The organism is Acidovorax sp. CF316, from assembly GCF_000276605.1.
GTDB lineage: Bacteria > Pseudomonadota > Gammaproteobacteria > Burkholderiales > Burkholderiaceae_C > Acidovorax.
This window is the reverse complement of sequence record NZ_AKJX01000162.1, coordinates 57,666-80,207: the sequence shown is the minus strand read 5'-3', so window position 1 is coordinate 80,207 and position 22,542 is coordinate 57,666. Positions and strand designations below refer to the sequence as shown.

Here is a 22,542-nt window from a genome sequence, read left to right as displayed (position 1 = left end):
GCCGTTTATTCGGGCTGAATGCCCGCCTCCTTGACCACCTTGCCCCACTTGGCCAGGTCCGACCTGATCAGCGCCGCATACTCCTGCGGCGTGCCGCCCTGGATCTCGATGCCGGCGGCCTCGAGCTTGGCGCGCACGTCGGGCAGCTTCAGGGCCGCGTTGATCTCGGTGTTGAGCCGGGCGACGATGGCCTTGGGCGTGCCGGCGGGGGCCAGGAAGCCGCCGTTGGTGTTGGCGTCGTAGCCCTTGAGACCCTGTTCCTCGGCCGTGGGCACATCGGGCAGGGCGGCGGTGCGCTTGCGCGTGGAGACCGCGATGGCGCGCACATTGCCGCCCTTGACCTGGGCCTGGATGGCGCTGATGGTGTCGATGTACAGCGCGGTGCGCCCGGCCAGCAGGTCGGGGTGGGCGGCCGACGAGCCCTTGTAGGGCACCAGCAGCATCTGCGTGCCGCTGGCCATGCGGAACATCTCGGCCGCCATCTCCTGCGCGCTGCCGCGGCCCGAGGTGGCGATCTTGGCCTGCTCGGGGTTGGCCTTCATCCAGGCGATGAACTCGGGCAGCGTCTTGGCGGGGATCTGCGGGTACATGGCGAACACCAGCGGCACCTCGTGCGTGTAGACGATGGGCTCGAAGCTCTTTTCCGGGTCCCAGCCCAGGTTCTTGAACAGATACTTGTTGATGTTGTGGCTGCCGCCCACGATGCCGATGGTGTAACCGTCGGGTGGCGCCTTGGCCAGCACGTCGGTGCCCAGGTTGTTCGAGGCGCCGGGCCGGTTGTCCACCACCACCGCCTGGCCCAGCGCTGCCGCGAGCTTGTCGCCCACCACGCGGGCAATGGTGTCGATGGCGCCGCCCGGCGGGGCCGGCACGATGATCTTGATGGGCCGCGCGGGCCAGGCTGCCTGGGCCGATGCCAGCAAGGGCGCCACGGCCAGCATGGCTGCGGCGGCTAGGGCTCCGAGGGGGCGCTTGAACCTGAAAGAAGGGGTCTGCATGCTTGTCTCCTGGTGTCGTTGTATGAATCAATGGCCGGATGCGGGCACGGGGGCGTCGCCCACGACCAGGGCCAGCTCGCCGATGCCGGCCACGCCTGCGCTGACCCGGTCGCCCGGTTGCAGCGGGCCCACGCCGGCCGGTGTACCTGTGTAGACCAGGTCGCCAGGCTCCAGCGTGACGGAGCGCGACAGCATGGCCACCAGGTCCGCCACCGGCCAGAGCAGGCCCGACAGGTCTGCGCGCTGGCGCTCCACGCCGTTCACGCTAAGCCAGATGGCGCCCTGGCGCGGGTGGCCGCACACGCTGGCCGGCACGATGGGCGTGCAAGGCGCGCCATGGTCGAAGGCCTTGGCGGGCTCCCATGGGCCGCCGTCGCGCTTGGCCTGCTGCTGCAGGTCGCGCCGTGTCATGTCCAGCCCGGCGGCATAGCCCCAGACATGCCGTGCCTCGACCTGACCCGGATCGATGTCGCGCCCGCCGCGGCCGATGGCCACCACGAGCTCCACCTCGTGGCAGAGGTCGCGGGTTGCGGGCGGGTAGGGCAGCATGCCCCGGGCCGGCACCACGGCGCTGGCGGGCTTCATGAACCAGGCGGGCATCTGCGTGGGGGCTGCCTCGTCGGGTGCCCAGCGGTAATTGCGGCCGATGCAGAACACCCGGCCCACGGGAAAGCGTGCGCTGCTGCCCGCCACGCGCAGGGTGACCGTGGTCGGCGGGGGAAAAGTGAAGTCCACCACGCCAGCTCACTCCACGGTGATCTTGCGGCTGCGGATGATCTGCGCGTAGCGTGCCCGGTCGGTGGCGATCAGCTTGCCGAACTCTGCCGGCGAGGTGGCGCGCGGCACGCCGCCCAGGCCGGCAAAGCGGGCCTTCACGGCTTCGTCCGCGAGCACGGCACGCACATCGGCCGAGATCCTGTCCACCACCTCGGGCGGTGTGCCTGCGGGGGCCAGCAGGCCGATCCAGGAGATCGCGTTGAAGCCCGGCAGCGCGCCTTCGCCCAGCGTGGGCACCTCGGGCAGCGCGGGCAGGCGCTTGTCGCCGGTGACCGCCAGGGCGCGCAGCTTGCCAGCCTTGATGTGGCCCGAGGCCTCCAGCGCCGTCATGAACGAGAGCTGCACATGCCCTGCCAGCAGGTCGGCAATGGCCGGGCCACCGCCGCGATAGGGCACATGCAGGATGAAGCTGCCCGTCTGGTCCTTGAACATCTCGGCCGCCAGGTGCGGCGCACCGCCTGCGCCCGAGCTGCTGTAGCTGAGCTTGCCCGGCTGCGCCTTGGCCAGGGCGATGAACTCGGCAGGCGTCTTCGCTGCAACCGAGGGGTTGACCATCATCGCCAGCGGCAGCTCGGCGACCAGCGACACCGGGGCAAAGGCCTTGTCCGCGTCGTAGGGCAGTTTGGCGTACAGCGCGGGGTTGATGGCCTGCGTGCCGATGTTGCCCAAGAGCAGGGTGTAGCCATCGGCCTTGGACTTGGCCACGTAGTCGGCCCCGATCTGACCGGCCGCGCCGCCCTTGTTCTCCACCACCACGGGCTGGCCCCAGCGCCGGGCGAGTTGCTCGGCGATCACGCGGCCCCCAGTGTCGGTGCCGCCCCCGGGTGGGAAGGGTACGACCAGGGTCACCGGGCGGTTGGGGAAGGCCTGGGCAAAGGCCGCGGGTGCGGCGAGGGCCGTGGCACCGAGGGCGATGGCCAGGCCGAATGCGGCGCGTCGTGTGGACGTCATGGTGTCTTGTCTCCGTTGTGGTTCTTTGAAATCGAAGGAAGTGCGGCAGGGCCGCTGCCATCAGCTAGCTCATGTCGTGAGGCTCATCGCGGGGCGTTCGCCGGCCAGCGCCTGGGCAAGGCTGTCCAGCACCATCTGGCCCATGGCCGCGCGCGTCTCCCAGGTGGCGCTGGCGCGGTGGGCCTGCAGCACGGTGCGCTCGCTCTGGCGCAGCGCCAGGGGCACGCGCGGTTCGTCCACGAACACGTCCAGCCCCGCGCCCGCGATCTGGCCCGCGCCGATGGCAGCGGCCAGGTCGGCCTCGTTGACCAGGCGGCCGCGCGCCACATTGACCAGGTAGCCGCGCGGGCCGAGGGCATCGAGCACGGCCGCGTTCACGATGCCCTCGGCGCTGTCGGCCGCGGCGCACAGCACCAGCGCGTCCGAGCCGCGCGCCAGGTCGAGCAGGGTGGGCACGAAGCGGTGCGCCACGTCGTCCATTGCGCGCAAATCGGTGTAGGCGATGGGGCAGCCGAACGCGGCGGCGCGCGTGGCCACGGCGCGGCCCACGCGGCCCATGCCGACGATGCCCAGGCGCATGCCGCTAAAGCGCCGCGCCAGGGGAATGGCGCCGGGTTGCGGGAACTGCTCCCACTGTCCCTCGCGCACGAAGCGGTCACCGGTGCAGATGTTGCGGCAGGCCGCGATCAGGAGGCCGATGGCCAGGTCGGCCACGTCCTCGGTCAGCGCGCCCAGCGTGGCGGTGACGGGCAGGGTGCGGGCGCGGCAGTAGGCCAGGTCCACGGCATCGGTTCCCACGCCGTTGACGGCCACGACCTTCAGGGCGGGCAACTGCTCCAGCATGGCGCGTGCAATGCCGGTGTGCCCACCGGTGACCACGGCATCAATGGCGGCGCCATGCGCGGCCAGCCAGGCCGGGCCGTCGGCCATCTCGAAGTACCGGTGCACGGTGTAGAGCGCGGCGAGCTGGTCGTTGACCGAGGGGATCAGGATGGGGTTGAGCTGCAGGACCTGGGGTTTCGTCATGGCGGTGGTGCGGTGGGCTATGCATTGCGTTGGAGGGCATCGTAGTTTTGTGTTGATGAATTGGTCAATCTTGACGTGTAAAATCAATGTATATATTCAACGACCACCACCACCACTGCCATGGCTTCCTGGATTTCGATGACCGAGGCCTGCCAGCTCCTCGGCGTGCAGCCGCAGACCATCTATGCCTACGTGAGCCGGGGCAAGCTCGAGGTCATGCCCGACCCGACCGACACGCGCAAGAGCCTGTACCGCGCCGAGGACCTGAGCGGGCTGGCCCGGCGCAAGAAGGCCGGCAGCAAGCGCGAGACGCTGGCCACCAACACGCTGTTCGGCGCTGAGCCCAGCATTCCGACGGCGCTATCGGCCTTTTTCCGCGAGCGCCCGCACTACCGCGGCGAAGACGCCATCGCCCTGGCGCGCACCGCCACGCTCGAAGAGGCGGCTCAGCTGCTGTGGGGGGCGGAGCAGGCCGTGGACTTCGCCTGCGCCACGCCGCCGGGCCCAGGGGCGCCAGGGCGGGGCCCCGCGTTCGTGGCCCTTGCCGGGCTGGCGGCCAGCGGGCACTCCACCAGCGGCCGGCTCACGCGCGTGCTGCATGCCGAGGGCCAGGCCCTGGTGGGCCAGCTGGCCAATGCCTTCGGTGCCCAGCCCGGCAAGCAGGCTCTGCACCTGCGCTTTGCCAAGGGCTGGAAGCAGGGCGCCCCGGTGGCCGAACTGCTGCGCACGGCGCTGGTGCTGCTGGCCGACCATGAGCTCACGAGCTCGGCCTTTGCCGCGCGCATCGCGGCCTCCACCGGGGCCTCGCTGCCCGCCTGCGTGCTGGCGGGGCTCAGCACGCTGTCGGGGCCCCTGCACGGCGATGCCTCGGGCCGCGTGCAGGCGCTGTTCAGCGAGGTGGAGCGCCTGGGCGAGGACAAGGTGCTGGCCCACTACCTGGCCAACGGCCTGCCGCTGGCCGGCTTTGGTCACCCCATCTACCCCGATGGCGACCCGCGCGCGGCGGCCTTGCTCGCGCTGTTCGAGCCGCCCGAGGCCATCGTGCGCTTCATCGCCAAGGTGCAGGAGCAGACCGGCCTGCAGCCCACCATCGACGTGGCCCTGGCCGCCCTGGCCACGCACTACCGTCTGCCGGCGGACGCGGCCTTCGCCCTGTTCGCCACCGCGCGCAGCGTGGGCCTGCTGGCCCATGCCCTGGAGCAGTCGGGCGTGGCCCAGGTGATCCGCCCACGCGGGCGCTACGTGGGGCGCATGCCGGCGCAGCAGCAGGGCCCGCGCAAGCAGGCGGGGTAGCAGGCAGTGTCGTGGCTGGGGTGTGAGCGCATGTATCGTCTGCTATGCAATGTGTAGCTGCACGGCCATGCCACACAAGCCAGCCCCGGTGCAAATGCCCGATGGACCCGACGGGCCATCCGCTTGGGAACCCGTGGCCCGGCGGCTATGATCAATTCATGATCAACCGCCTGCCCGGCCTGTCCCTGCCCGAGCGTGCCTGGAGCACGGTGCGCCGCTGGGCCGTGGCGTGGTGGCGCATCCTGTACCTGGGGGCGGTGGTGCTGGTGCTGGTGCTGTCGCCGTCGAGCTACGGGCGTGCCACGCGCCGCTCGCTGGCGCGCCACCTGTACCTGGACACGGCACCCGTGCTGCTGGGCTTCACGGTGCTGGCGGCCCTCATCAGCCTGGTGCTCACGCGCATCGTGGTGGTCACGGCGCTCAGCTACGGCCTGTCGCGCTACGCCATGGAGATGGTGATCCGCGTGCTGGTGCTGGAGCTGATCCCGCTCACCGCCGCGCTCTTCGTGGCCATGCGCGCCACCATCCCCAATGGCACGCAACTGGCCTTGCTGCGCCAGTCGGGGCGCTTCGACGAACTGCGTCGCCAGGGATCGGACCCGGTGCGCGTGGAGCTGCTGCCGCGCGTGGTGGCCGGCGTGTTCGCCAGCATCACGCTGGCCGCGCTCAGCTGTGTGGTGGCGCTGGTCATGGGCTACCTGGGCGTGTACGGCTTCAACCTGGCCGAGGCAGGTGGCTACACGCGCATGTTCGGCCGCGTGTTCACACCCAGCGTGACCACCTTGTTCGCGCTCAAGACGCTGTTTTTCAGCCTCACCGTGGCGCTGATCCCCATGGCCGCCGGCCTGTACGACGCAGAGGGCCGGGGCCAGCCCGATTCGGAGCTCGGTGGCCTGGCGCGCATGTTCGCCGTGCTGCTGCTGATCGAGGTGGCCTCGCTGATGGGCAACTACTACTAACCCATAACAACAACACCCCCATGACCGACCGCACTCCACCGCCTGCACCGCCGCCGCCCGGCACCGAAGGCTCCACGCAGGAGACGCTGCGCCCCGTGGCCTACCTGGAGATCAAGGCCGCGGCGCTGCTGCTGTTCACGCTGTCGCTCATCATCGGTTCGGGCCTGTTCCTGATGTATGCGCGCGGCGTGTTCGAGCCCACGCAGACCCTGGTGCTCACGGCCGATGATTCCGAAGGCGTGGTGGTGGGCATGGACATGACGTTCTCGGGCTTTCCCATCGGGCGCGTGCGCCGCATCGAGCTGGCCGATGCGGGCAACGCGCGCATCACCGTCGAGGTGCCCAGCAAAGACGCGCACTGGCTGCGCCAGTCCAGCGTGTTCACGCTGGTGCGCGGCATCGTGGGCGGCACCAACATCCGCGCCTACAGCGGCATCCTGACCGATCCACCCTTGCCCGACGGCGCCGTGCGCCCCGTGCTGCGCGGCGATGCCACGGCCGAGATCCCGCAGCTCATGGCCTCGGCGCGCGAGTTGCTGGGCAACCTGAACAACTTGACCGCGCAGGACGCGGCGCTGGCAAGCACCCTGTCCAACGTGCAGGAACTCACCGAGCGCCTCAAGGGCCCGGGCGGCGTGCTGGGCGCACTCATGGGCAGCGAGGCCGATGCCAAGAAGCTCGTGACCACGCTGGACCGCACCAACACGCTGCTGGCGCGCCTCGATACCCTGGCCGCGCGCGCCGACCGCCAGGTCTTCGGTGCAGACGGCAACAGCAAGGATGCGCTGGTGCCTGAACTGCGTGCCGCCGTGGGCCAGGTCAACGACCTGCTGGCCGACACCCGCGCCAGCCTCAAGAAGGTGGACGCCGTGCTGGTTGAGGCCCAGGCCGTGGGCGCCAATGCCCGCGAGGCCACGAACGACCTCGGCGCCCTGCGCGCCGAGGTGGAGAGCAACCTGCGCAAGATCGACAGCCTGGTCACCGAGATCAACCGCAAATGGCCGTTTGCACGCGACCGGGAGATCAAGCTGCCATGAAGACGATGACAACGACGACCGTGACCTGGGCCGTGCTCGCCATCGGCATGCTGCTCGCTGGCTGCGCCAGCAAGCCGCCCGAGCCCGAATGGGAGATGAACGCCCAGGGTGCGTCGCAGAAGGCGCTCGACGCCTACCTGTCGGGCAATGCCCGTGTCGAAAAGCTCGAGTGGGAGCGCGCCCGCGCCGAGGTGGCCCGCACTGGCCGCCCGGACCTGCTGGCGCGGCTGGAACTGCTGCGCTGCGCGGCCCAAGTGGCCAGCCTGGTGGTGGAGCCCTGCACCGCCTTCGAGGCGCTGCGCCAGGATGCCGCACCGCCCGAGCGTGCCTATGCCGACCACCTGGCCGGCAAGCCGCTGGCCGCGCCCGATGTGGCGCTGCTGCCCCCGGCCCAGCGGGCCGTGGCCACCGCAGGCGCGGGCGGTGCCGCGCTGGCCGGCATCGAAGACCCGCTTTCGCGCCTGGTGGCGGCCGGGGTGCTGCTGCAGTCCGGCCGGGCCGACCCGGCCGCCATCGCCACGGCCACCGACACCGCATCCGCCCAGGGCTGGCGCCGCCCGCTCATGGCCTGGCTGCTGCTGCAGGTGCAGCGCGCCGAGGCGGCGGGCGACAAGGATGCGGCAGACCGGTTGCGCAGGCGCGTGGCCGTGGTGGAGCAGGGCGGGGGCAACAGCAAATAGGCTGGGGTACATTGCAGCCGTGCGAAGATTTCTTGCCATCTGCTTGCTGCTGCTGGGCTGCGTGTTCCTGAACCAGGTGGTGGCGGCCAGCGTTTCAGCCTACGACCATTGCTGTATTGCCGACTGCGGCGATGGCGGTGCAGCCTGCGCCATGCCCGGCTGCCAGCCCTGCGGCATGTCGCTGATGACTGCCCCACGCACCCCGCTGAGCGAGGTATCGCGCCAGTCGGGCCAGCCCTTGGGCACGGGGCCACGGTGGGCGTCCTGGAATGCCCCGGTATGGAGGCCGCCGGATTGAGGTTTGGAGGGATTCTTTTTTTCTTTTCTATCCAAACCCCAACAGGAATTTTCCAATGAAAAAACAACTTTTCAAATTCGGCGTGGCCGCTGTCTTGCTGTCGATGGCAGGCATGGCCATGGCCCAGTCCGGCTGCTGCGCAGAACTCGCCGAGTGCTGCCTGGAGATGCTGGGCTGCTGCGATTGATCGCCTGAAGCTGGCGACCTGATGGCGGGCCGGTACCCACGGGTGCCGGCCCGCTCTTTTTTGCACCAGGCAGCTGCCGGGCTGCCTGATTTGTGCCAGGCAGCCGCCGGGCTACCTGATTGGTGCCAGGCAGCCGCCGGGCTACCTGATTGGTGCCAGGCAGCCGCCGGGCTACCTGATCGATAGCCGCAGCGCCAGCGCCGCCAGCGTGACCAGCAGCACGGGCACGGTGAGGGTCACCCCCACCCGGAAGTAGGTGCCCCAGCCGATGCGGATGCCCTTGCGCTCCAGCACATGCAGCCACAGCAAGGTGGCCAGCGAGCCGATGGGCGTGATCTTGGGCCCCAGGTCGCTGCCGATGACGTTGGCGTAGACCATCGCCTCCTTCACCACGCCGGTGGCCGCAGAGGCATCGATGGACAGCGCCACCACCAGCACCGTGGGCATGTTGTTCATGAGGGAGGACAGCACGGCGGTCAGCACGCCGGTGCCGATGGCGGCGCCCCAGATGCCGTAGCCCGCGAAGGCGTTGAGCCACTGGCTGAGGTAGGCCGTGAGCCCCTGGTTGCGCAGCCCGTAGACCACCAGGTACATGCCCAGCGAGAACACCACGATCTGCCAGGGCGCACCGCGCAGCACCTTGGTCGTGCTGATCACCTGACCCCGGCCGGCCACGGCCAGCAACAGCGCGGCGCCTGCGGCGGCCGTGGCGCTGACGGGCACGCCCAGCGGCTCCAGCCTGAAAAAGCCCACGAGCAGCAGCACCAGCACCACCCACCCCGTCTTGAAGGTGGCCGCATCGCGGATGGCGGCGGCCGGCAGCCTGAGCTGGGCCTGGTCGTAGGTTGCGGGGATCTCCTGGCGAAAGAACAGCAGCAGCACCACCAGCGACGCCACGACCGAGGCCAGGTTCACCGGCACCATAATGGCTGCGTAGTCGTTGAAGCCAATGCGAAAGAAGTCGGCCGAGACGATGTTCACCAGGTTGGACACCACCAGCGGCAGGCTGGCCGCGTCGGCGATGAAACCCGCAGCCATCACAAAGGCCAATGTGGCGCCCGGCCCAAAGCCCAGGGCCGCGAGCATGGCGACCACGATGGGGGTGAGGATCAGCGCCGCACCATCGTTGGCAAACACCGCCGCCACGGCCGCGCCCAGCAGTACGATGAGCGCGAACAGCATGCGCCCGCTGCCACGCCCCCAGCGCGCCACGTGCAGGGCCGCCCATTCGAAGAAGCCGGCCTCGTCGAGCAGCAGGCTCACGATGATGATGGCGATGAAGGCGGCCGTGGCGTTCCACACGATCTGCCAGACCACGGCCATGTCGGCCCACTGCACCACGCCGGTGAGCAATGCCACGGCAGCGCCCGCGCTGGCGCTCCAGCCAATGCCCAGCCCGCGCGGCTGCCAGATCACCAGCGCGATGGTGGCGACAAATATCGACAGGGCCAGAAGCATCCGGTGGTCTTTCTGAAGGGGAGGAGAAGAGGGGGCGTGGGGCACTGCAAGCGCCCTCAGAGCGGGGTTGCAGGCAGTTAATTGAACATTTCAATAATAGTTGTATTATTGATGCCATGCAAGCTTCCACCGCCCACACCATCTTCCACAATCCGGCCTGCGGCACCTCGCGCAACGTGCTGGCCATGATCCGGCACGCCGGCATCGAACCCACGGTCATCGAGTACCTGAAGGCGCCCCCGGACCGCGAGAAGCTCAAGGAGCTGGTTGCGGCGATGGGCATCCCCGTGCGCGCCCTGCTGCGGCAAAAGGGCACGCCGTACGACGAGCTGGGTTTGCAGGATCTGGCGCTGTCGGACGAACGCCTGCTCGATGTCATGCTGGTCCACCCCATCCTGATCAACCGGCCCATCGTCGTCACCCCGCTGGGCACCCGGCTGTGCCGGCCCTCCGAAGCGGTGCTGGACCTTCTGCCCCCCTTGCCCGGGCCTTTTTCCAAGGAAGACGGCGAGCTGGTCATCGACGCCCAGGGGCAGCGGGTCGTTTGACCGCCCTGGTCGCGCGCCCATTTCAACCCGTCTTGTATAGTCAGTCCGTGCAAAAAGCCGCTGCCACCACCGTCTTCGAATCGCTGTCCTCGCCCGTGCGGCTCGATGTGTTCCGCCTGCTCGTGCGGCAGGGGCCGGGTGGGCTGGTGGCTGGCGAGATCGCTGCGGCACTGGACGTGCCGCCCACCAACCTGTCCTTCCACCTCAAGGGCATGACGCACGCCACGCTGCTCACCGTCGAGCAGGAGGGCCGCTACCAGCGCTACCGGGCCAACTTGGCGCTGATGGCCGAGCTGATCGGCTACCTGACCGAAGAGTGCTGCGCGGGCAACCCGGGCCTCTGCGCAGAACTGCCCGGCAAGGGCGGTTGCGCGCCGGCGGCGCCTGCCACCCCTACAGCCGCCGGCAAGCGCCGCAAGACTGCCACGGCGGCCTGAGGGGCCGCATCCCGTTGAGGCCACAGTCTGCTCATCGATTCAATAATCGTTGAAATATTGAATATCTACCTGCCCGATTGGCATCCACCACCCAGGAGTTCTTCCGTGACCGACCTGCCACACCTTGACGTCCCCTTGCTGCAGCGGCCCGACACCGCCCGCCTGTCGGCCCCGTTGGTCTCGACCCACCCGGCGCGCATCCTCATGCTCTATGGCTCGCTGCGCGAGCGCTCGTTCAGCCGCCTGGCCACCGAAGAGGCGGCGCGCATCCTGCAAGCGCTGGGCGCCGAGGTGAAAATCTTTGACCCCACCGGCCTGCCGCTGGCCGATGGCGCGCCGGACTCGCATCCCAAGGTGGCGGAACTGCGCACCCTGGCCGCCTGGTCCGAGGGCATGGTCTGGTGCTCGCCCGAGCGCCATGGCGCCATGACCGGCATCCTCAAGACCCAGATCGACTGGATCCCGCTGGCCCAGGGCGCGGTGCGCCCCACGCAGGGCAAGACCCTGGCGCTGATGCAGGTCTGCGGCGGCTCGCAGTCGTTCAACGCCGTGAACCAGATGCGCGTGCTCGGGCGCTGGATGCGCATGCTCACCATCCCCAACCAATCGTCCGTGGCCAAGGCCTTCCAGGAGTTTGGCGACGACAACCGCATGAAGCCGTCGGCCTACTACGACCGCATCGTGGACGTGATGGAGGAACTCATGAAGTTCACCCTGCTCACGCGCGACGTGTCGCCTTACCTGGTGGACCGCTACAGCGAGCGCAAGGAATCGGGCGAGGCGCTGATGCGCCGGGTGAACCAGGCATCGATCTGACGCCGCGCCATCTACTCGGCTCGCGCAGGTAGTTGCTATTGACAACGAATATCCGGGTGGCTAACCTGCGTTCACCTAGGTGCTATACACAACCAAATATGACGGCCACCAATCCAGGGAGCGTGCTGCGTGAGGTCGCCCGCATCTACACGCGGGCCCAGCGCGTGGTGGCCGAATGCAGCAGCACCACCAACACCCAATGCCATCTGCTGACCGAGCTGGGGCGCTCGGGCCCGTTGCCGTTGTCCGAGCTGGGCGCGCGCGTGAGCCTGGAAAAGAGCTGGGTCTCGCGCGCCGTGGAGGCCATAGCCGCGCGTGGCCTGGTGACCAAGGAGCCCAACCCGGTGGATGCCCGCAGCTGGCTGGTCACCCTCACCGCCGAGGGGGAGCGCAAGGTCCACGAACTGAACACCACCCTCGACGCCCATGCGGCACAGCTGCTCGGATGCCTGAGCGGGCGCGACCGTGCTGCCGTCGAGAAATCGCTGCAGCTGCTGCTCAAGGCGCTGCGACAGGACCAGGCCGCCCCTTGCCTCACCTTGCCTCGCTCGCCCAAGGATGCAAAGCCGTGCTGCTGAATGGCGCGTAACGTTTTCTCCCACCCTGCCACCACCGCACCCTGCCTATCCATGACCATCCGTACCGCCACCCCGGCCGACGCCGAGGCCATCACCGCCATCTACGCGCCCATCGTGGAGCACACCAGCATCTCGTTCGAACTGGAGGTGCCGACCGTGGAGCAGATGCGCGAGCGCATTGCCAAGACACTGCAGGAGCTGCCCTGGCTGGTGAGCGAGGACGAGCAGGGCCTGCTCAACGGCTATGTGTATGCCAGCAAGCACCGCGAGCGAGCGGCCTACCAGTGGTCCGTGGACACCACGGCCTACGTGCGCGAGGACGCGCGCGGTCAGGGCATCGGCAAGCGGCTGTATGGGGCGTTGAAACGCGCCCTGGTCGGGCTCGGCTACTGCCAGGCATTTGCCGGCATTGCCCTGCCCAACCAGGCCAGCGTGGCGTTGCACGAGTCCATCGGATTCGAGGCGCTGGGCGTGTACCGAAAGGTCGGCTTCAAGCACGGGCAGTGGCACGACGTGGGCTGGTGGCAATGCAGCCTGCAGTCGCCGGCCCACCCCACAGTCCCTCAGAAATTCGATACCCTGGCCTTCCGTGCCGAAACGCTTCACGCCTGAAACACAAGGACCGACCATGCCCGTCTTCCTGTCCCGCTATCTCTTGGTCCTGGTCTTTGTGGCCGGCCTCGACGCTGTCGCGCTTGACATGCCGCACGCGGGCATCGATCATTCGTAAAAATACGAATTAAGAGAAAGGCCGTATGTCCTGCTGCCCTGGTGACGAAGAAGAGGTGCTGGTCCTGCTGGACGAGGACCGGACGGCTGAGCTGGCCATGCTGCTGAAGGCGCTGGCCCATCCGGCCCGCATCCAGTTGCTGCGCCACCTGTCGAGCTATGGCCAGTGCTACTTCGGCAGCCTGGCCGACGTGGTGGGCCTGGCGCCGTCCACCACCTCGCAGCATGTGAAGGTGCTCAAGGAGGCGGGATTGATCCTGGGCTCCGCCGAGGAGCAGCGCACCTGCTACTGCATCAACCCTGCGCGGCTCGCCGAGCTCAAGCAACTGGTCCAGTCCCTGTGAGGAGGCCGAGGCCTCTTCTTTTTGTCATGAATGTTCGTTAATCTGCGAACTACGAAGGAGATCCCCATGGCTGATTCCACATCCTCTTCTGCATTCACGGTGGCCGTGATCGGTGCCGGCCCCATCGGGCTCGCGGCCGCTGCCCATCTGGTCGGGCGCGGTCTGGCGGTGGAGGTCTTCGAGGCCGGAGCCGGCGTTGCCGTCCATCTGCAGTCGTATGGCCACGTGCGCCTGTTCTCGCCCTGGCGCTACAACGTGGACACGGCGGCGCGTGCGCTGCTGGAAAGCACTGGCTGGGCCATGCCCGATTCCGATGGCCTGCCCACAGCCGGCGAATTGGTGGAGCGCTACCTGGGGCCGCTGGCGGCACACAGGGCGCTTGCGCCGCACATCCATTTCGGCCACCAGGTGCTGGGCATTTCGCGCGCGGGCTTCGACAAGGTCAAGACGGCCGGACGGGAGCATGCGGACTTCGTGCTGGTGGTGCAGGCCGCCGAGGGGGTAAAAGAGATTCGGGCCCAGGCCGTGATCGACGCGTCGGGCACCTGGGGCCAGCCCAATCCCATGGGCATCCATGGCTTTCCCGCGCTGGGCGAGCGTGCGGCGCGGGAACACATTGCCTATGGCATGCCGGACATCCTAGGGGCTGCCCGTGGCCGGTATGCGGGCCGCTCGGTGATGGTGGTGGGTGCGGGCCATTCCGCTGCCGGCAACCTGCTGGCGCTGGCCGCATTGGCAGAGGGAGAGCCTGGCACCCGCGTGCACTGGACGGTGCGGGGCAAGGACCTGCGCAAGATCTTCGGCGGAGGCAGTGCCGATGGGCTGCCGGCGCGCGGCGCCCTGGGCACCCGGCTGCGCGACCTTGTCGAGCAGCAGCACATCGTTCTGCACCTGGGCTTTGGCGTGCAGTCCTTGGAGCGGGTCGGTGGCCTCACGACCGTGCGCGCCATCGATCCGACCGTGGCACCCGTGGAGGGCATTGACGAGATCATCGTGGCCGCGGGCTCGCGCCCCGATCTGTCGCTGGCGCGCGAACTGCGCACGCGCCTGGATCCCTGGATCGAGAGTACCGAAGCCCTGGCCGACCTGATCGACCCCAACCTGCACAGCTGCGGCACCGTGCGCCCCCATGGCCACAAGGAACTGGCCCATCCGGAGCCCGGCTTCTATGCCATCGGCGCCAAGAGCTACGGGCGTGCGCCCAACTTCCTGATGGCCACGGGCTATGAGCAGGCGCGCTCGGTGGTGGCGGCCATTGCCGGCGACTGGGTGGCGGCCAACCAGGTACTGCTCGACCTGCCGCAGACGGGCGTGTGCTCGGTGGACCTTTCCGAGCCGCTAACGGGGCAGACCACCGTTGCTTCGGGTTGCTGTGGTGGCCCGGCGGTGCAAGACATGTCGGCCTGCTGTGCGCTGGACGAGACAAAGAAGGCCAAGGGCAGCGAGGGATGCGGCTGTCCTCCGGCTGCGGCTCCCACGGCGTCCAAGGTCGCAGCCTCGCAACAGGTGGTGACGGCCAAAACGTCATGCTGCGGCTGATGCCCGCCGTCCCCATGGATTAGCCGAGAGGAATCCCCTTGCCACGCCTGACATCAGCAACCACAGTCGCCAGCCTGGGCACCGCCCAGACCCTGGCCTGGGCCTCCACCTATTACCTGCCCGCCATCCTGGCAGTGCCCATGGCCCGGGAGCTGGGGGTGTCGGTCCCCACGGTATTCGCCGCCTTCTCGTGGGCGCTGGTTGTTTCCGCGCTGCTGGGGCCGTATGCCGGCCGCAGCATCGACCGCTGGGGCGGCCGGCCGGTGCTGGTGGCCACCAGCCTGGTGTTTGCACTGGGCCTGGCGGCGCTGGCCATGGCCCAGGGCCCCGGGGGCCTGTTCGCCGCGTGGGTGCTGCTGGGCGTGGGCATGGGCAGCGGGCTGTACGAGGCGGCATTTGCCGCGTTGGTGCACCTGCATGGCAAGAACGCGCGCAATTCGATCACGGGCATCACCCTGATCGCCGGCTTTGCCAGCACGGTCGGCTGGCCGCTGTCGATGTGGATGGAGTCGCAATGGGGTTGGCGCGGCGCCTGTTGGGCGTGGGCTGCGCTGCACCTGGTGGTGGGCCTGCCGCTCAATGCGTGGACGCCGCGCCGACCGCAAACTGAGGCGGTGGGGTCTGCGCCAGAAACATCGGGTGCTGCCCATGCAGCGGCGGCTGATCCTGTGCCCGCCCATGCGCGCCGGGCCACCCTGCTGCTGGCCTTCGTGTTCGCGGCAACCTGGTTCACCAGCACCGCCATGGCCTCGCACCTGCCCCGCCTGCTACAGGAGGGCGGCGCCTCGCTGGCGACCGCCGTGGCTGTAGGCGCGTTGGTGGGGCCGGCCCAGGTGGCGGGGCGTCTGCTAGAGTTCGGCTTTCTGCGCCATGTGCATCCGCTGCTGTCTGCCCGCCTGGCGGCGCTGATGCACCCACTGGGCGCCGGGCTGCTCGCGGTGGCTGGGGCGCCGGTGGCAGCGGTGTTCGCGCTGTTCCATGGCGCGGGCAACGGCATCCTGACCATTGCCAAGGGCACGCTGCCGCTGGTGCTGTTTGGGCCCGCAGGCTACGGGCATCGGCAGGGCTTGCTCATGGTGCCGGCGCGCATTGCGCAGGCGGCGTCCCCATGGCTGTTTGGGCTGTGCCTGGACCGCCTGGGTGCGGGGGCGCTGTGGGTTTCTGCAGGCCTGGGGGCTGCGGCGTTTCTGGCACTGCTGGCGCTTGCTTCACCAGTTTGGAAAGGCCCCTGCAGGGTTTGACAAAGTTCCAGTCGTGGCGTGACATTTGCATCTACACCGTTTTGCTCGCCACGCTGCCAACTCCCATGACCTCTTCGACCCGCCCGTCATTTCTTCATGTTCACCAATTCATGGCACTGAAGCCAGGGCCGCGGGTCGTGGTCCTTGGTGCCGTGCACGGCAATGAGCGATGCGGTGCCCAGGCCATTGCGCAGGTCGTGGACGAACTGGCGGCTGGAGCCTTTGGCATCGAACGGGGTGTCCTCACGATGGTGCCGGTGACGAATCCCTGCGCCTATCAACAGCGCACCCGGCAAGGGGACCGCAATCTCAACCGCAATCTGCGTGTCAGCGCTGAGCCGACCGACTACGAGGACCATATCGCGAATGTCCTGTGCCCCTTGCTGGACGCGCACGACGTGTTGCTCGACCTGCACTCGTTTCACACCCCGGGGCAACCCTTCACCATGGTGGGCCCCACCAACAACACCGGCACCCTTGAGCCGTTCCAGCATTCAGCGCAGGAGGAGCGCCTGGTTGCGCACCTCGGGCCTCGGCGGGTGGTGGAAGGCTGGATGTATGTGTATGCCCGTGGTGTGCAGCGGCGACGGCAGGCCCAACAGTCTGCCAGCGCCGCTCTTCTGGATACGGGGTATGGCATCGGCACGTCCGAGTACATGCGCTCGCGGGGTGGCTACGGCGTGACGCTGGAATGCGGGCAGCATGACGATCCGGAGGCGGTCGGTGTCGCCTATCGCGCGATCCGGCAGACACTCGCTGTGCTTGGGCTGACATCGCTTGCGCTCAAGCCGCCAGCTTCCGAGTTCCAGGTCCTGCGCCTACAGGATGTGGTGGATCGCGAGCATGACGACGACCGCTTTGCCCAGCCGTGGAAAAGCTTCGATCCCGTGGTGGACGGGCAACTCATCGGGCAACGGCACGATGGCCGCGAAGTGAAAGCTCCTGCCGATGGCTTTGTGGTCTTCCCGAACCCTGGGGCGATGCCGGGCAACGAATGGTTCTACTTTGCGCAGAAGAGCGTTCGAACCATTGGCTGATCCTTGCCCAGGAGCACTGGAACTCGTTCTCCATTCCAACCGGGCATCGTCGCGCTACCCAGGGTCCCCAACCCTCCTCAAAGCGCTTTCGCGGTAGCCAGGATATCCGAAAGCCGCTCGCGCACCAGTAGAAACTCGTTGGCAAAGTGCAGCACCATGACTTCCGGCGCGATGCTGGCCAGGTCCACCGTGTTGGTTGCGGGGCCGAATCCGGCGTAGCACTGGCCCTGTCGGGCGATGGTAAAGGCGTCGAGCGCCGACGACACCAGCGGGTACGCAGCGAGGACACCCGGGTCCACGCCGAACCGGGCAGCCTGCTGCGCAACAGGAATGGAGGGGTCGAGCTGCGCAATGATGCGCTGTGCCGCCTCGAACAGGGTGACCAGGTGGGCCTTGCCCTCTGCCAGTGCCTGCCTGTACCGGGGGTACATGAACTGGTCGTTCAAGGCGAATCCTTGGGCGATGTTCTCCAGCGTATTGGAGCGCCAGGGTCCGAACGACCACAGGCCGCTGGGGTAGCCGGGATCGCCCCGGCGCATGCCAAAGTCGTCGCTCCACTGCCGTGAGACGCCGCTGTTCTCGAACCGCGCGCCCGCTACCAGCGGGTGGTGAAGGCGCACGGTCAGGGGGAGTTCCGTGAAGGTCAGCGCGTAGCTGAGGTAGTAGTCCTCCCTGACGCGCAGGAAGTTTTGCGAAACGAGGAGGCCGCTGGGATCCGGGCGCACGAATTCCATGAATCGACCCGACACTCCACGGTTCTTGCGGTAGCCCGGGTCGATTTGCTGAAGTATCGCCAGGCACTCTCTTGCCCAGGCAGACGGAGTTCGTTCAGGGTGATCGTTGTTCATGGGGGTTGCTGCTGGTCGACCCACTCTCCACCGCGCGCATTTTGGGACTCTGTGCCCCACGCAGCGCGCTGGATGACCACGCGGTAGCCATCAGGGTCCTCGAAGGTGCAGCCCGACGTTGCCCAGTAGGGGTTGAAGGGCGGCACTTCGATGAAACCGGCAGCGCGCATGGCGTCGCAGCGCACCTGCCAGGCCCCGGGCTCTGGAACGTAGAAGACCAGCAGGTCCTCGGGCGTGGGGGCCGGCGCGACCGGGTGGCTGGTGCAGTGGGTGAACTCCCAGTGAAAGCCGGCCCCGGGTGTGCCGAGCATGGTGCCGTCAAAGCCTGCGTGGTCCTTGAAGCTGCCCAGTTGCTCGATGCCGAGGCCTTGCGTGTACTGGGCCACGGCGCGTGCCAGATCGCTGACGGGGCGTGCTATTCGAAGATGGGCGTGCATGGATGGGGGCAGGGATCAGGCAGGCATCGCCCTGGCATGCCATGGGCCACCGCGCTTCATCGTCGCGGGGCCGGGGGGCGGGCAGGCTCAGCGCAGGCGCGCTTGCAGCTGGGTCTCGATGTGCTCGCGTTCGGTGTTGAACTGCAGGGCGGTGATTTCGCTGGACTCGTACTTGCGCGCAGTGGACAGCAGCAGCACGGTGTTCTCCAGCCGGGTGTCCTGCTGGATGGAGGGGGGCAGGGCGGTGAGGCGGTCGAAGCTCTGCTTGTAGAACTCGCTCCAGGCCAGCGCGCCGGCCTGGGCCTGGGCCTTGGCGTTGTCGTGCCAGCGGGCGAATTCGTCGAGGGAGCCTTCGCGGGGGCTGGAGCAGCCTGCCATCAGGGCCGAGAGCGAGACCGCCAGGGTGGCGGCCAGAACGGCCGCAGTGGTGCGGTCAAGGGTCAGGAAACGTGGGTTCACGGTGTTCCTCCTACGGTATGCAGCGCCGGAAATTCCGGTGTGCAGCGCCAGATGGTACTCTCGTGCTCCTCTTTTTGCCAGCAGGTTCCGCGCGGGCGTTGCGTTTGCGCCCAGTTTGGGGGGCAGCGGGCCTGCAGCGCTGCCGCCACGGGTTCGGCCAGGAAAGGGGGAGGGGAAATCCTGCGGCGGATGCGCAGGAGGAAACGGGGGCAACGGGGGGCGGATGAATGAATGAACCGCCTGGACCACCGGGTGCCTGCAGGCACCCATGCACACACCGGGGTGCGCACTCTTACTGCGAAAAACCCTGCGTGAGGATCTGCTCCACGCCACCGGGCAGGCGGACCATGGAGTCCACCGATTGCACCATGATGTCGGGCATGAGCAGGGCCGCGGCCGCCAGGAAGGCCAGCACGACGGTCACCACGAACGCAGCAACGGCACGCATGCGGGGAGGCAGGTGGTGGAACTTCATGGCACGACTCCTGGTGGGCAAAAGGGCAAAAACAATCCGGGACAGGGGCCTCAATGACCCCATACCAGCCTCAATGGCCAGTGGTTTGATTTCAGCAAAGTGTCCCAGTTCCGCGTGTAAGACAACAGCGATTCATGACGTCTGTGACTGCTGTTACGGGTGGTTGCGTGCGGGTGCGAAGGCCCGCCCGGCCACGCCGCAGCGGACGCGTTGTTGCCCACCTGCAAGGCCTGCAACAGGCGGTGCGCAGGGACTGTTGCAGATGCTTGCAAACAGCACGGTGTGCGGCCCCGGGGCGGGGCGCAAAACGGACCTGCAAGGCATTGCAGGCGCTGGCATGTAACGCCATGCGTCACGCCGCGCGCAGGTGCTCGGGCCGCCGAGAAATGGGGGGTACAGAGAGAAGGCGCCACACGCCGCACGGGGATGGCTAAAGAGGCTCGCCCCATGGGGGCGGATCACTTGTCCGTGATCGGGCCTGCGGAGGCGGGGATGCCGTTGGTGGGGAAAAAAAGCATGGCTGCCGGGTTACGGGTGGCTAGCAAAAAAAGACCCTTCGAGACCGAGGTCCCGGGAGTCTCCCCACGATGAAACCTATTTCGTCAGAATCAGCTTTCCAAGCTTGGTGGTCTTGAGCTGGTAGACCGAGCCGTTGTGCAGGATGTTCACGACCTTGGCCGTGCCGAGCATGGTGGCGCTGTTGATGCTGCGCAGGAAGCCCGCGGCAGTCGACTCTGCGGCCGGTGCCTGCACCACCGCGTCATCGGCAACGGCCGACACGCGCGGCGCCACGGGGCGCTGCAGTCGAAGGACGGGGCGGGGCATGGCAAGTGTCGACATGGTGTGCAGGAATCGGTTGGTTGGTGATGACTGTTGGCTGGTGCTGTTCTGCGGTATGGGTGAAGTATAGGGCATTAAATGAGAATGTGTCTCATTAGCCTTTGAAACAATAGGTAATTCTGCGGAGCGCTGCGCTGCGTTGCGGGACGGCACCGGGGCGCCAAGTGCCCGCAGCGCTCAGGCAGTCGCCTTGCGCAGCGGCCCCAGGCTGTAGGCTTCGCCGAACTGCTGCACGGACAGGGGCCGCGAGAACAGGTAGCCCTGGGCTTCGCCGCAGCGCTCGCTGCGCAGGCGCTCGCACTGGGCCTCGGTCTCCACACCTTCGGCAATGGTCTGGAGGTCGAAGCTGCGCGCCATGTCCAGGATGGCGCGCACCACCGAGGCTTCGCGCCGCGATTCGAGCATGCCCTGCACGAAGCCGCGGTCGATCTTGATGCGCGTGAGCGGGTAGCTGGTGAGCAGGCTCAGCGAGGCATAGCCGGTGCCGAAGTCGTCGAAGGCGATGCCCACCCCCTGGTCGCGCAGGCGGCGCAGCATGCCGGGCACCACGTCGTCGTGGTCGAGCACGATGTTCTCGGTGATCTCCAGCTCCAGCGCATCGGGCGGCAGGCCGTGGCGGGCCAGCGCGTCCATGACCTCGGTGACCAGATCGCCGACGCGGAACTGCACGCCGAACAGGTTCACGCCCATGCGCAGCCCCGGGGCGCCATGGCGGCGCCAGTAGGCGGCCTGTGCGCAGGCCTCGTCCAGGATCCAAGAGCCCACGCTGGCGGCCAGGGGGCCGCTCTCGAGCGCGGGCAGAAAGGCGGCCGGCGCCAGCAGGCCGCGCTGCGGGTGCTGCCAGCGGATGAGCGCCTCGGCACCCGAGAGGGATCCATCCTCCAGGTGCACCTGGGGTTGGTAGAACAGCACCAGCTCACCCTTGTCCACCGCGCGGTCCAGCTCCATGCCGTACAGGCGCCGTGCCACCGCCGCCATGCGCAGCGCGGGCACGAACACATAGCTGCGCCCGCCGCCCTCGGTCTTGGCCTGCGACAGCGCCAGGTCGGCATTGCCTACCAGTTCCAGCGCCTCGTGGGCCTGCAGGGGCGCCACGGAGACCCCGCAGCTGGCGCCCACGCGCACCTCGTGCCCGGCAATGGTGATCGGCTGGTGGATGGCGCTGATGGCGCGCTGGGCCAGCTGGTTGGCGGCCTCGGCCTCGGCCACGCCGGGCAGCAGCAGGGCGAATTCATCGCCCCCCAGCCGGGCGGCGACGGGGCCGCGGCTGCGGTGCGCCTCGAACAGGGTGTGGCCCGCCAGCCGCGCCAGCCGCCGCGCCACCTCCTGCAGCAGACTGTCGCCCACGGCGTGGCCCAGGGTGTCGTTGAGGTCCTTGAAGCCGTCCAGGTCCAGCATCAGCACGGCGGCCGCGCCATCGGGCGCAGGCTTGAGCAGCGCATCCTGCACACGGCGGTAGAAGCAGGCGCGGTTGGCCAGCCCGGTCAGCGGGTCGCTGGCGGCCTGGCGGCGCAGATCGTCCTCTTCGCGCCGCTGGGCCGTGAGGTCCTTGAGCACGGCTTCGAAGCGCAGGCGGCCGTTGTGGCGCCAGATGAACAGCGAGATCCCCAGCAGGAAGTGCGTGAAGTCCTTGCGCCGCCCGCAGACTTCGGTGGGGATCTTCAGGTCCTGCATCGAGGCCGCCTCCACCGCGCGCGCAATGCCCTCGCGCAAGGTGGCATGCTCCTCCTCGGCCAGGAGCATGTCCAGCGGCTGGCCCACGCATTCGGCCGGGTGGTAGCCGTGCAGCGCGGCGGCGGCGGTGTTGATCGCCACGACGCGCCGCTGCTCGTCGAACCAGACCACCGGCGTGGTGGAGTTGCCCGCGTACTCGTCGAACGAGGGCCGCGTGCGCTCGGACGAGGTCTCGATGCGGTGCAGCTCCAGCCGGTCGGAGGCCATGCGCGCCAGCTCGCGCAGGCGCTCCTGGTCTTCGGTGCTGAAATCGTCGTGCGGCCGGTCGTCGAGCACGCACAGCGCGCCCATGGCGTGGCCTTCGGGCGACAGCAGCGGCACACCGGCGTAGAAGCGAACGTTGGACGGGCCGGTGACCAGGGGGTTGTCGTGAAAGCGCTCGTCCTGCAGCGTGTCGGGCACCACCATCACGCCGTTCTGCGTGATGGCATGGGCGCAGAAAGACACGTCGCGGCCCATGTCCATCGTCCCTGCACCCACGCTGGCGGCGAAGAACACATGGTCGCTGCCGATCATGTTCACGGCCGACACGGGCATGCCGAACATGCGGGCGGCGATACGCACCACCGGGTCCAGGCTGGGCAGGGACTGTTCATCTCCCAGCCCATGGTCTTCCAGGGCCTGCAGCCGCGCTTCCTCGGTCGGCAGGGTAGGGGGGCACTTCATGTGGAACTCCATTGGGCGAGCAGGTCTCCGCCCCCGGAGACACATGCCACCTCCCCAAAAAATAAACGCCCCTCGCGGTCCTCGCTGTCAGACGGCGCTGACAGATCAGGCCGGTTGCGGGACAAGCCAATGATGTGCCTCGACTTTTAC

General features: G+C 68.1%; 26 protein-coding genes. 15 read left to right on the top strand and 11 right to left on the bottom strand.

Going from position 1 to position 22,542, the window contains the following annotated elements; translation table 11 throughout:
* Nucleotides 1-5 precede the first annotated feature (5 nt).
* The 4 genes from PMI14_RS20295 to PMI14_RS20280 form a co-directional block, all read right to left on the bottom strand.
* Entirely contained in the window at nucleotides 6-998 is a 993-nt protein-coding gene (locus PMI14_RS20295) for a tripartite tricarboxylate transporter substrate binding protein (RefSeq protein ID WP_007857222.1), read from the bottom strand.
* Between the two features lie 27 nt (nucleotides 999-1,025).
* Nucleotides 1,026-1,736, bottom strand: a complete 711-nt coding sequence (locus PMI14_RS20290; RefSeq protein ID WP_007857221.1) for a fumarylacetoacetate hydrolase family protein — start codon at nucleotides 1,734-1,736, stop codon at nucleotides 1,026-1,028.
* A 6-nt stretch (nucleotides 1,737-1,742) separates the two neighbouring features.
* Nucleotides 1,743-2,726, bottom strand: coding sequence for a tripartite tricarboxylate transporter substrate binding protein (locus tag PMI14_RS20285; protein WP_007857220.1), 984 nt, complete (start codon nucleotides 2,724-2,726; stop codon nucleotides 1,743-1,745).
* A gap of 69 nt (nucleotides 2,727-2,795) precedes the next feature.
* Complete coding sequence (locus PMI14_RS20280; RefSeq protein WP_007857219.1) at nucleotides 2,796-3,752, bottom strand: 2-hydroxyacid dehydrogenase; 957 nt, start codon at nucleotides 3,750-3,752, stop codon at nucleotides 2,796-2,798.
* A 120-nt stretch (nucleotides 3,753-3,872) separates the two neighbouring features.
* Between PMI14_RS20280 and PMI14_RS20275 the strand changes: the two genes are divergently transcribed.
* The 6 genes from PMI14_RS20275 (at nucleotide 3,873) to PMI14_RS35810 (ending at nucleotide 8,206) form a co-directional block, all read left to right on the top strand.
* Nucleotides 3,873-5,045: a citrate synthase family protein gene (locus PMI14_RS20275; protein ID WP_007857218.1), complete on the top strand. Its 1,173-nt coding sequence runs from the start codon at nucleotides 3,873-3,875 to the stop codon at nucleotides 5,043-5,045.
* Between the two features lie 158 nt (nucleotides 5,046-5,203).
* Nucleotides 5,204-6,004 carry an ABC transporter permease gene (locus PMI14_RS20270; protein WP_035204758.1) on the top strand — a complete coding sequence of 267 codons (801 nt, stop codon included), beginning with the start codon at nucleotides 5,204-5,206 and terminating at the stop codon, nucleotides 6,002-6,004.
* 20 nt (nucleotides 6,005-6,024) lie between these two features.
* Nucleotides 6,025-7,041, top strand: a complete 1,017-nt coding sequence (locus PMI14_RS20265) for an MlaD family protein (protein WP_007857216.1) — start codon at nucleotides 6,025-6,027, stop codon at nucleotides 7,039-7,041.
* Nucleotides 7,038-7,721, top strand: coding sequence for a hypothetical protein (locus PMI14_RS20260; protein WP_007857215.1), 684 nt, complete (start codon nucleotides 7,038-7,040; stop codon nucleotides 7,719-7,721). Before PMI14_RS20265 ends, PMI14_RS20260 begins: the two co-directional genes overlap by 4 nt.
* A gap of 19 nt (nucleotides 7,722-7,740) precedes the next feature.
* Nucleotides 7,741-8,019, top strand: coding sequence for a hypothetical protein (locus tag PMI14_RS20255; protein ID WP_146187891.1), 279 nt, complete (start codon nucleotides 7,741-7,743; stop codon nucleotides 8,017-8,019).
* A 55-nt stretch (nucleotides 8,020-8,074) separates the two neighbouring features.
* On the top strand, nucleotides 8,075-8,206 hold the full coding sequence (locus PMI14_RS35810) for a hypothetical protein (RefSeq protein WP_007857214.1): 132 nt from the start codon (nucleotides 8,075-8,077) through the stop codon (nucleotides 8,204-8,206).
* A 171-nt stretch (nucleotides 8,207-8,377) separates the two neighbouring features.
* On the opposite strand, the gene PMI14_RS20250 is transcribed toward PMI14_RS35810, so the two are convergent.
* Nucleotides 8,378-9,664: an arsenic transporter gene (locus tag PMI14_RS20250; protein WP_007857213.1), complete on the bottom strand. Its 1,287-nt coding sequence runs from the start codon at nucleotides 9,662-9,664 to the stop codon at nucleotides 8,378-8,380.
* A 116-nt stretch (nucleotides 9,665-9,780) separates the two neighbouring features.
* Between PMI14_RS20250 and arsC the strand changes: the two genes are divergently transcribed.
* From arsC to PMI14_RS20205, 9 genes are all read left to right on the top strand, one after another.
* Nucleotides 9,781-10,212, top strand: coding sequence for an arsenate reductase (glutaredoxin) (gene arsC, locus PMI14_RS20245; protein ID WP_007857212.1), 432 nt, complete (start codon nucleotides 9,781-9,783; stop codon nucleotides 10,210-10,212).
* 47 nt (nucleotides 10,213-10,259) lie between these two features.
* Entirely contained in the window at nucleotides 10,260-10,649 is a 390-nt protein-coding gene (locus PMI14_RS20240; protein ID WP_007857211.1) for a helix-turn-helix transcriptional regulator, read from the top strand.
* Between the two features lie 105 nt (nucleotides 10,650-10,754).
* Nucleotides 10,755-11,465 carry an arsenical resistance protein ArsH gene (gene arsH / locus PMI14_RS20235; protein ID WP_007857210.1) on the top strand — a complete coding sequence of 237 codons (711 nt, stop codon included), beginning with the start codon at nucleotides 10,755-10,757 and terminating at the stop codon, nucleotides 11,463-11,465.
* 98 nt (nucleotides 11,466-11,563) lie between these two features.
* The gene (locus tag PMI14_RS20230; RefSeq protein ID WP_007857209.1) at nucleotides 11,564-12,043 is read left to right on the top strand and encodes a MarR family winged helix-turn-helix transcriptional regulator; all 480 of its coding nucleotides are present in this window, start codon (nucleotides 11,564-11,566) and stop codon (nucleotides 12,041-12,043) included.
* A gap of 51 nt (nucleotides 12,044-12,094) precedes the next feature.
* The gene (locus tag PMI14_RS20225; protein WP_007857208.1) at nucleotides 12,095-12,655 is read left to right on the top strand and encodes an arsinothricin resistance N-acetyltransferase ArsN1 family B; all 561 of its coding nucleotides are present in this window, start codon (nucleotides 12,095-12,097) and stop codon (nucleotides 12,653-12,655) included.
* Nucleotides 12,656-12,798: 143 nt separating this feature from the next.
* Nucleotides 12,799-13,116, top strand: a complete 318-nt coding sequence (locus PMI14_RS20220; protein WP_007857206.1) for a helix-turn-helix transcriptional regulator — start codon at nucleotides 12,799-12,801, stop codon at nucleotides 13,114-13,116.
* 66 nt (nucleotides 13,117-13,182) lie between these two features.
* Nucleotides 13,183-14,655 carry an NAD(P)-binding domain-containing protein gene (locus PMI14_RS20215; protein ID WP_007857205.1) on the top strand — a complete coding sequence of 491 codons (1,473 nt, stop codon included), beginning with the start codon at nucleotides 13,183-13,185 and terminating at the stop codon, nucleotides 14,653-14,655.
* 38 nt (nucleotides 14,656-14,693) lie between these two features.
* Nucleotides 14,694-15,896 (top strand): MFS transporter, encoded by a 1,203-nt coding sequence (locus PMI14_RS20210; protein ID WP_007857204.1) that lies wholly within the window; start codon nucleotides 14,694-14,696, stop codon nucleotides 15,894-15,896.
* A 65-nt stretch (nucleotides 15,897-15,961) separates the two neighbouring features.
* On the top strand, nucleotides 15,962-16,933 hold the full coding sequence (locus PMI14_RS20205; protein ID WP_035204791.1) for a succinylglutamate desuccinylase/aspartoacylase family protein: 972 nt from the start codon (nucleotides 15,962-15,964) through the stop codon (nucleotides 16,931-16,933).
* Between the two features lie 77 nt (nucleotides 16,934-17,010).
* Here PMI14_RS20205 and PMI14_RS20200 read toward each other — a convergent pair whose 3' ends face one another.
* The 6 genes from PMI14_RS20200 to PMI14_RS20175 form a co-directional block, all read right to left on the bottom strand.
* Entirely contained in the window at nucleotides 17,011-17,781 is a 771-nt protein-coding gene (locus PMI14_RS20200; RefSeq protein WP_007857202.1) for a hypothetical protein, read from the bottom strand.
* On the bottom strand, nucleotides 17,778-18,218 hold the full coding sequence (locus tag PMI14_RS20195) for a VOC family protein (protein ID WP_007857201.1): 441 nt from the start codon (nucleotides 18,216-18,218) through the stop codon (nucleotides 17,778-17,780). Before PMI14_RS20195 ends, PMI14_RS20200 begins: the two co-directional genes overlap by 4 nt.
* An 87-nt stretch (nucleotides 18,219-18,305) precedes the next feature.
* Complete coding sequence (locus PMI14_RS20190) at nucleotides 18,306-18,677, bottom strand: hypothetical protein (RefSeq protein WP_007857200.1); 372 nt, start codon at nucleotides 18,675-18,677, stop codon at nucleotides 18,306-18,308.
* A 292-nt stretch (nucleotides 18,678-18,969) separates the two neighbouring features.
* Nucleotides 18,970-19,152 carry a hypothetical protein gene (locus PMI14_RS20185; protein ID WP_007857199.1) on the bottom strand — a complete coding sequence of 61 codons (183 nt, stop codon included), beginning with the start codon at nucleotides 19,150-19,152 and terminating at the stop codon, nucleotides 18,970-18,972.
* 594 nt (nucleotides 19,153-19,746) lie between these two features.
* Entirely contained in the window at nucleotides 19,747-19,992 is a 246-nt protein-coding gene (gene hemP / locus PMI14_RS20180; protein WP_007857198.1) for a hemin uptake protein HemP, read from the bottom strand.
* A 177-nt stretch (nucleotides 19,993-20,169) separates the two neighbouring features.
* Nucleotides 20,170-22,392, bottom strand: coding sequence for a bifunctional diguanylate cyclase/phosphodiesterase (locus tag PMI14_RS20175; protein WP_007857197.1), 2,223 nt, complete (start codon nucleotides 22,390-22,392; stop codon nucleotides 20,170-20,172).
* Between the last annotated feature and the right edge of the window lie 150 nt (nucleotides 22,393-22,542).

Excerpts from the sequence above, each read along its gene's own strand:
- PMI14_RS20295 (WP_007857222.1), bottom strand. The coding sequence starts at position 998 with ATGCAGACCCCTTCTTTCAGGTTCAAGCGCCCCCTCGGAGCCCTAGCC.
- PMI14_RS20285 (WP_007857220.1), bottom strand. The coding sequence starts at position 2,726 with ATGACGTCCACACGACGCGCCGCATTCGGCCTGGCCATCGCCCTCGGT.
- PMI14_RS20280 (WP_007857219.1), bottom strand. The coding sequence starts at position 3,752 with ATGACGAAACCCCAGGTCCTGCAGCTCAACCCCATCCTGATCCCCTCG.
- PMI14_RS20275 (WP_007857218.1), top strand. The coding sequence starts at position 3,873 with ATGGCTTCCTGGATTTCGATGACCGAGGCCTGCCAGCTCCTCGGCGTG.
- PMI14_RS20270 (WP_035204758.1), top strand. The coding sequence starts at position 5,204 with ATGATCAACCGCCTGCCCGGCCTGTCCCTGCCCGAGCGTGCCTGGAGC.
- PMI14_RS20265 (WP_007857216.1), top strand. The coding sequence starts at position 6,025 with ATGACCGACCGCACTCCACCGCCTGCACCGCCGCCGCCCGGCACCGAA.
- PMI14_RS20260 (WP_007857215.1), top strand. The coding sequence starts at position 7,038 with ATGAAGACGATGACAACGACGACCGTGACCTGGGCCGTGCTCGCCATC.
- PMI14_RS35810 (WP_007857214.1), top strand. The coding sequence starts at position 8,075 with ATGAAAAAACAACTTTTCAAATTCGGCGTGGCCGCTGTCTTGCTGTCG.
- PMI14_RS20250 (WP_007857213.1), bottom strand. The coding sequence starts at position 9,664 with ATGCTTCTGGCCCTGTCGATATTTGTCGCCACCATCGCGCTGGTGATC.
- arsC (WP_007857212.1), top strand. The coding sequence starts at position 9,781 with ATGCAAGCTTCCACCGCCCACACCATCTTCCACAATCCGGCCTGCGGC.
- PMI14_RS20230 (WP_007857209.1), top strand. The coding sequence starts at position 11,564 with ATGACGGCCACCAATCCAGGGAGCGTGCTGCGTGAGGTCGCCCGCATC.
- PMI14_RS20225 (WP_007857208.1), top strand. The coding sequence starts at position 12,095 with ATGACCATCCGTACCGCCACCCCGGCCGACGCCGAGGCCATCACCGCC.
- PMI14_RS20220 (WP_007857206.1), top strand. The coding sequence starts at position 12,799 with ATGTCCTGCTGCCCTGGTGACGAAGAAGAGGTGCTGGTCCTGCTGGAC.
- PMI14_RS20215 (WP_007857205.1), top strand. The coding sequence starts at position 13,183 with ATGGCTGATTCCACATCCTCTTCTGCATTCACGGTGGCCGTGATCGGT.
- PMI14_RS20205 (WP_035204791.1), top strand. The coding sequence starts at position 15,962 with ATGACCTCTTCGACCCGCCCGTCATTTCTTCATGTTCACCAATTCATG.
- PMI14_RS20200 (WP_007857202.1), bottom strand. The coding sequence starts at position 17,781 with ATGAACAACGATCACCCTGAACGAACTCCGTCTGCCTGGGCAAGAGAG.
- PMI14_RS20195 (WP_007857201.1), bottom strand. The coding sequence starts at position 18,218 with ATGCACGCCCATCTTCGAATAGCACGCCCCGTCAGCGATCTGGCACGC.
- PMI14_RS20185 (WP_007857199.1), bottom strand. The coding sequence starts at position 19,152 with ATGAAGTTCCACCACCTGCCTCCCCGCATGCGTGCCGTTGCTGCGTTC.
- hemP (WP_007857198.1), bottom strand. The coding sequence starts at position 19,992 with ATGTCGACACTTGCCATGCCCCGCCCCGTCCTTCGACTGCAGCGCCCC.
- PMI14_RS20175 (WP_007857197.1), bottom strand. The coding sequence starts at position 22,392 with ATGAAGTGCCCCCCTACCCTGCCGACCGAGGAAGCGCGGCTGCAGGCC.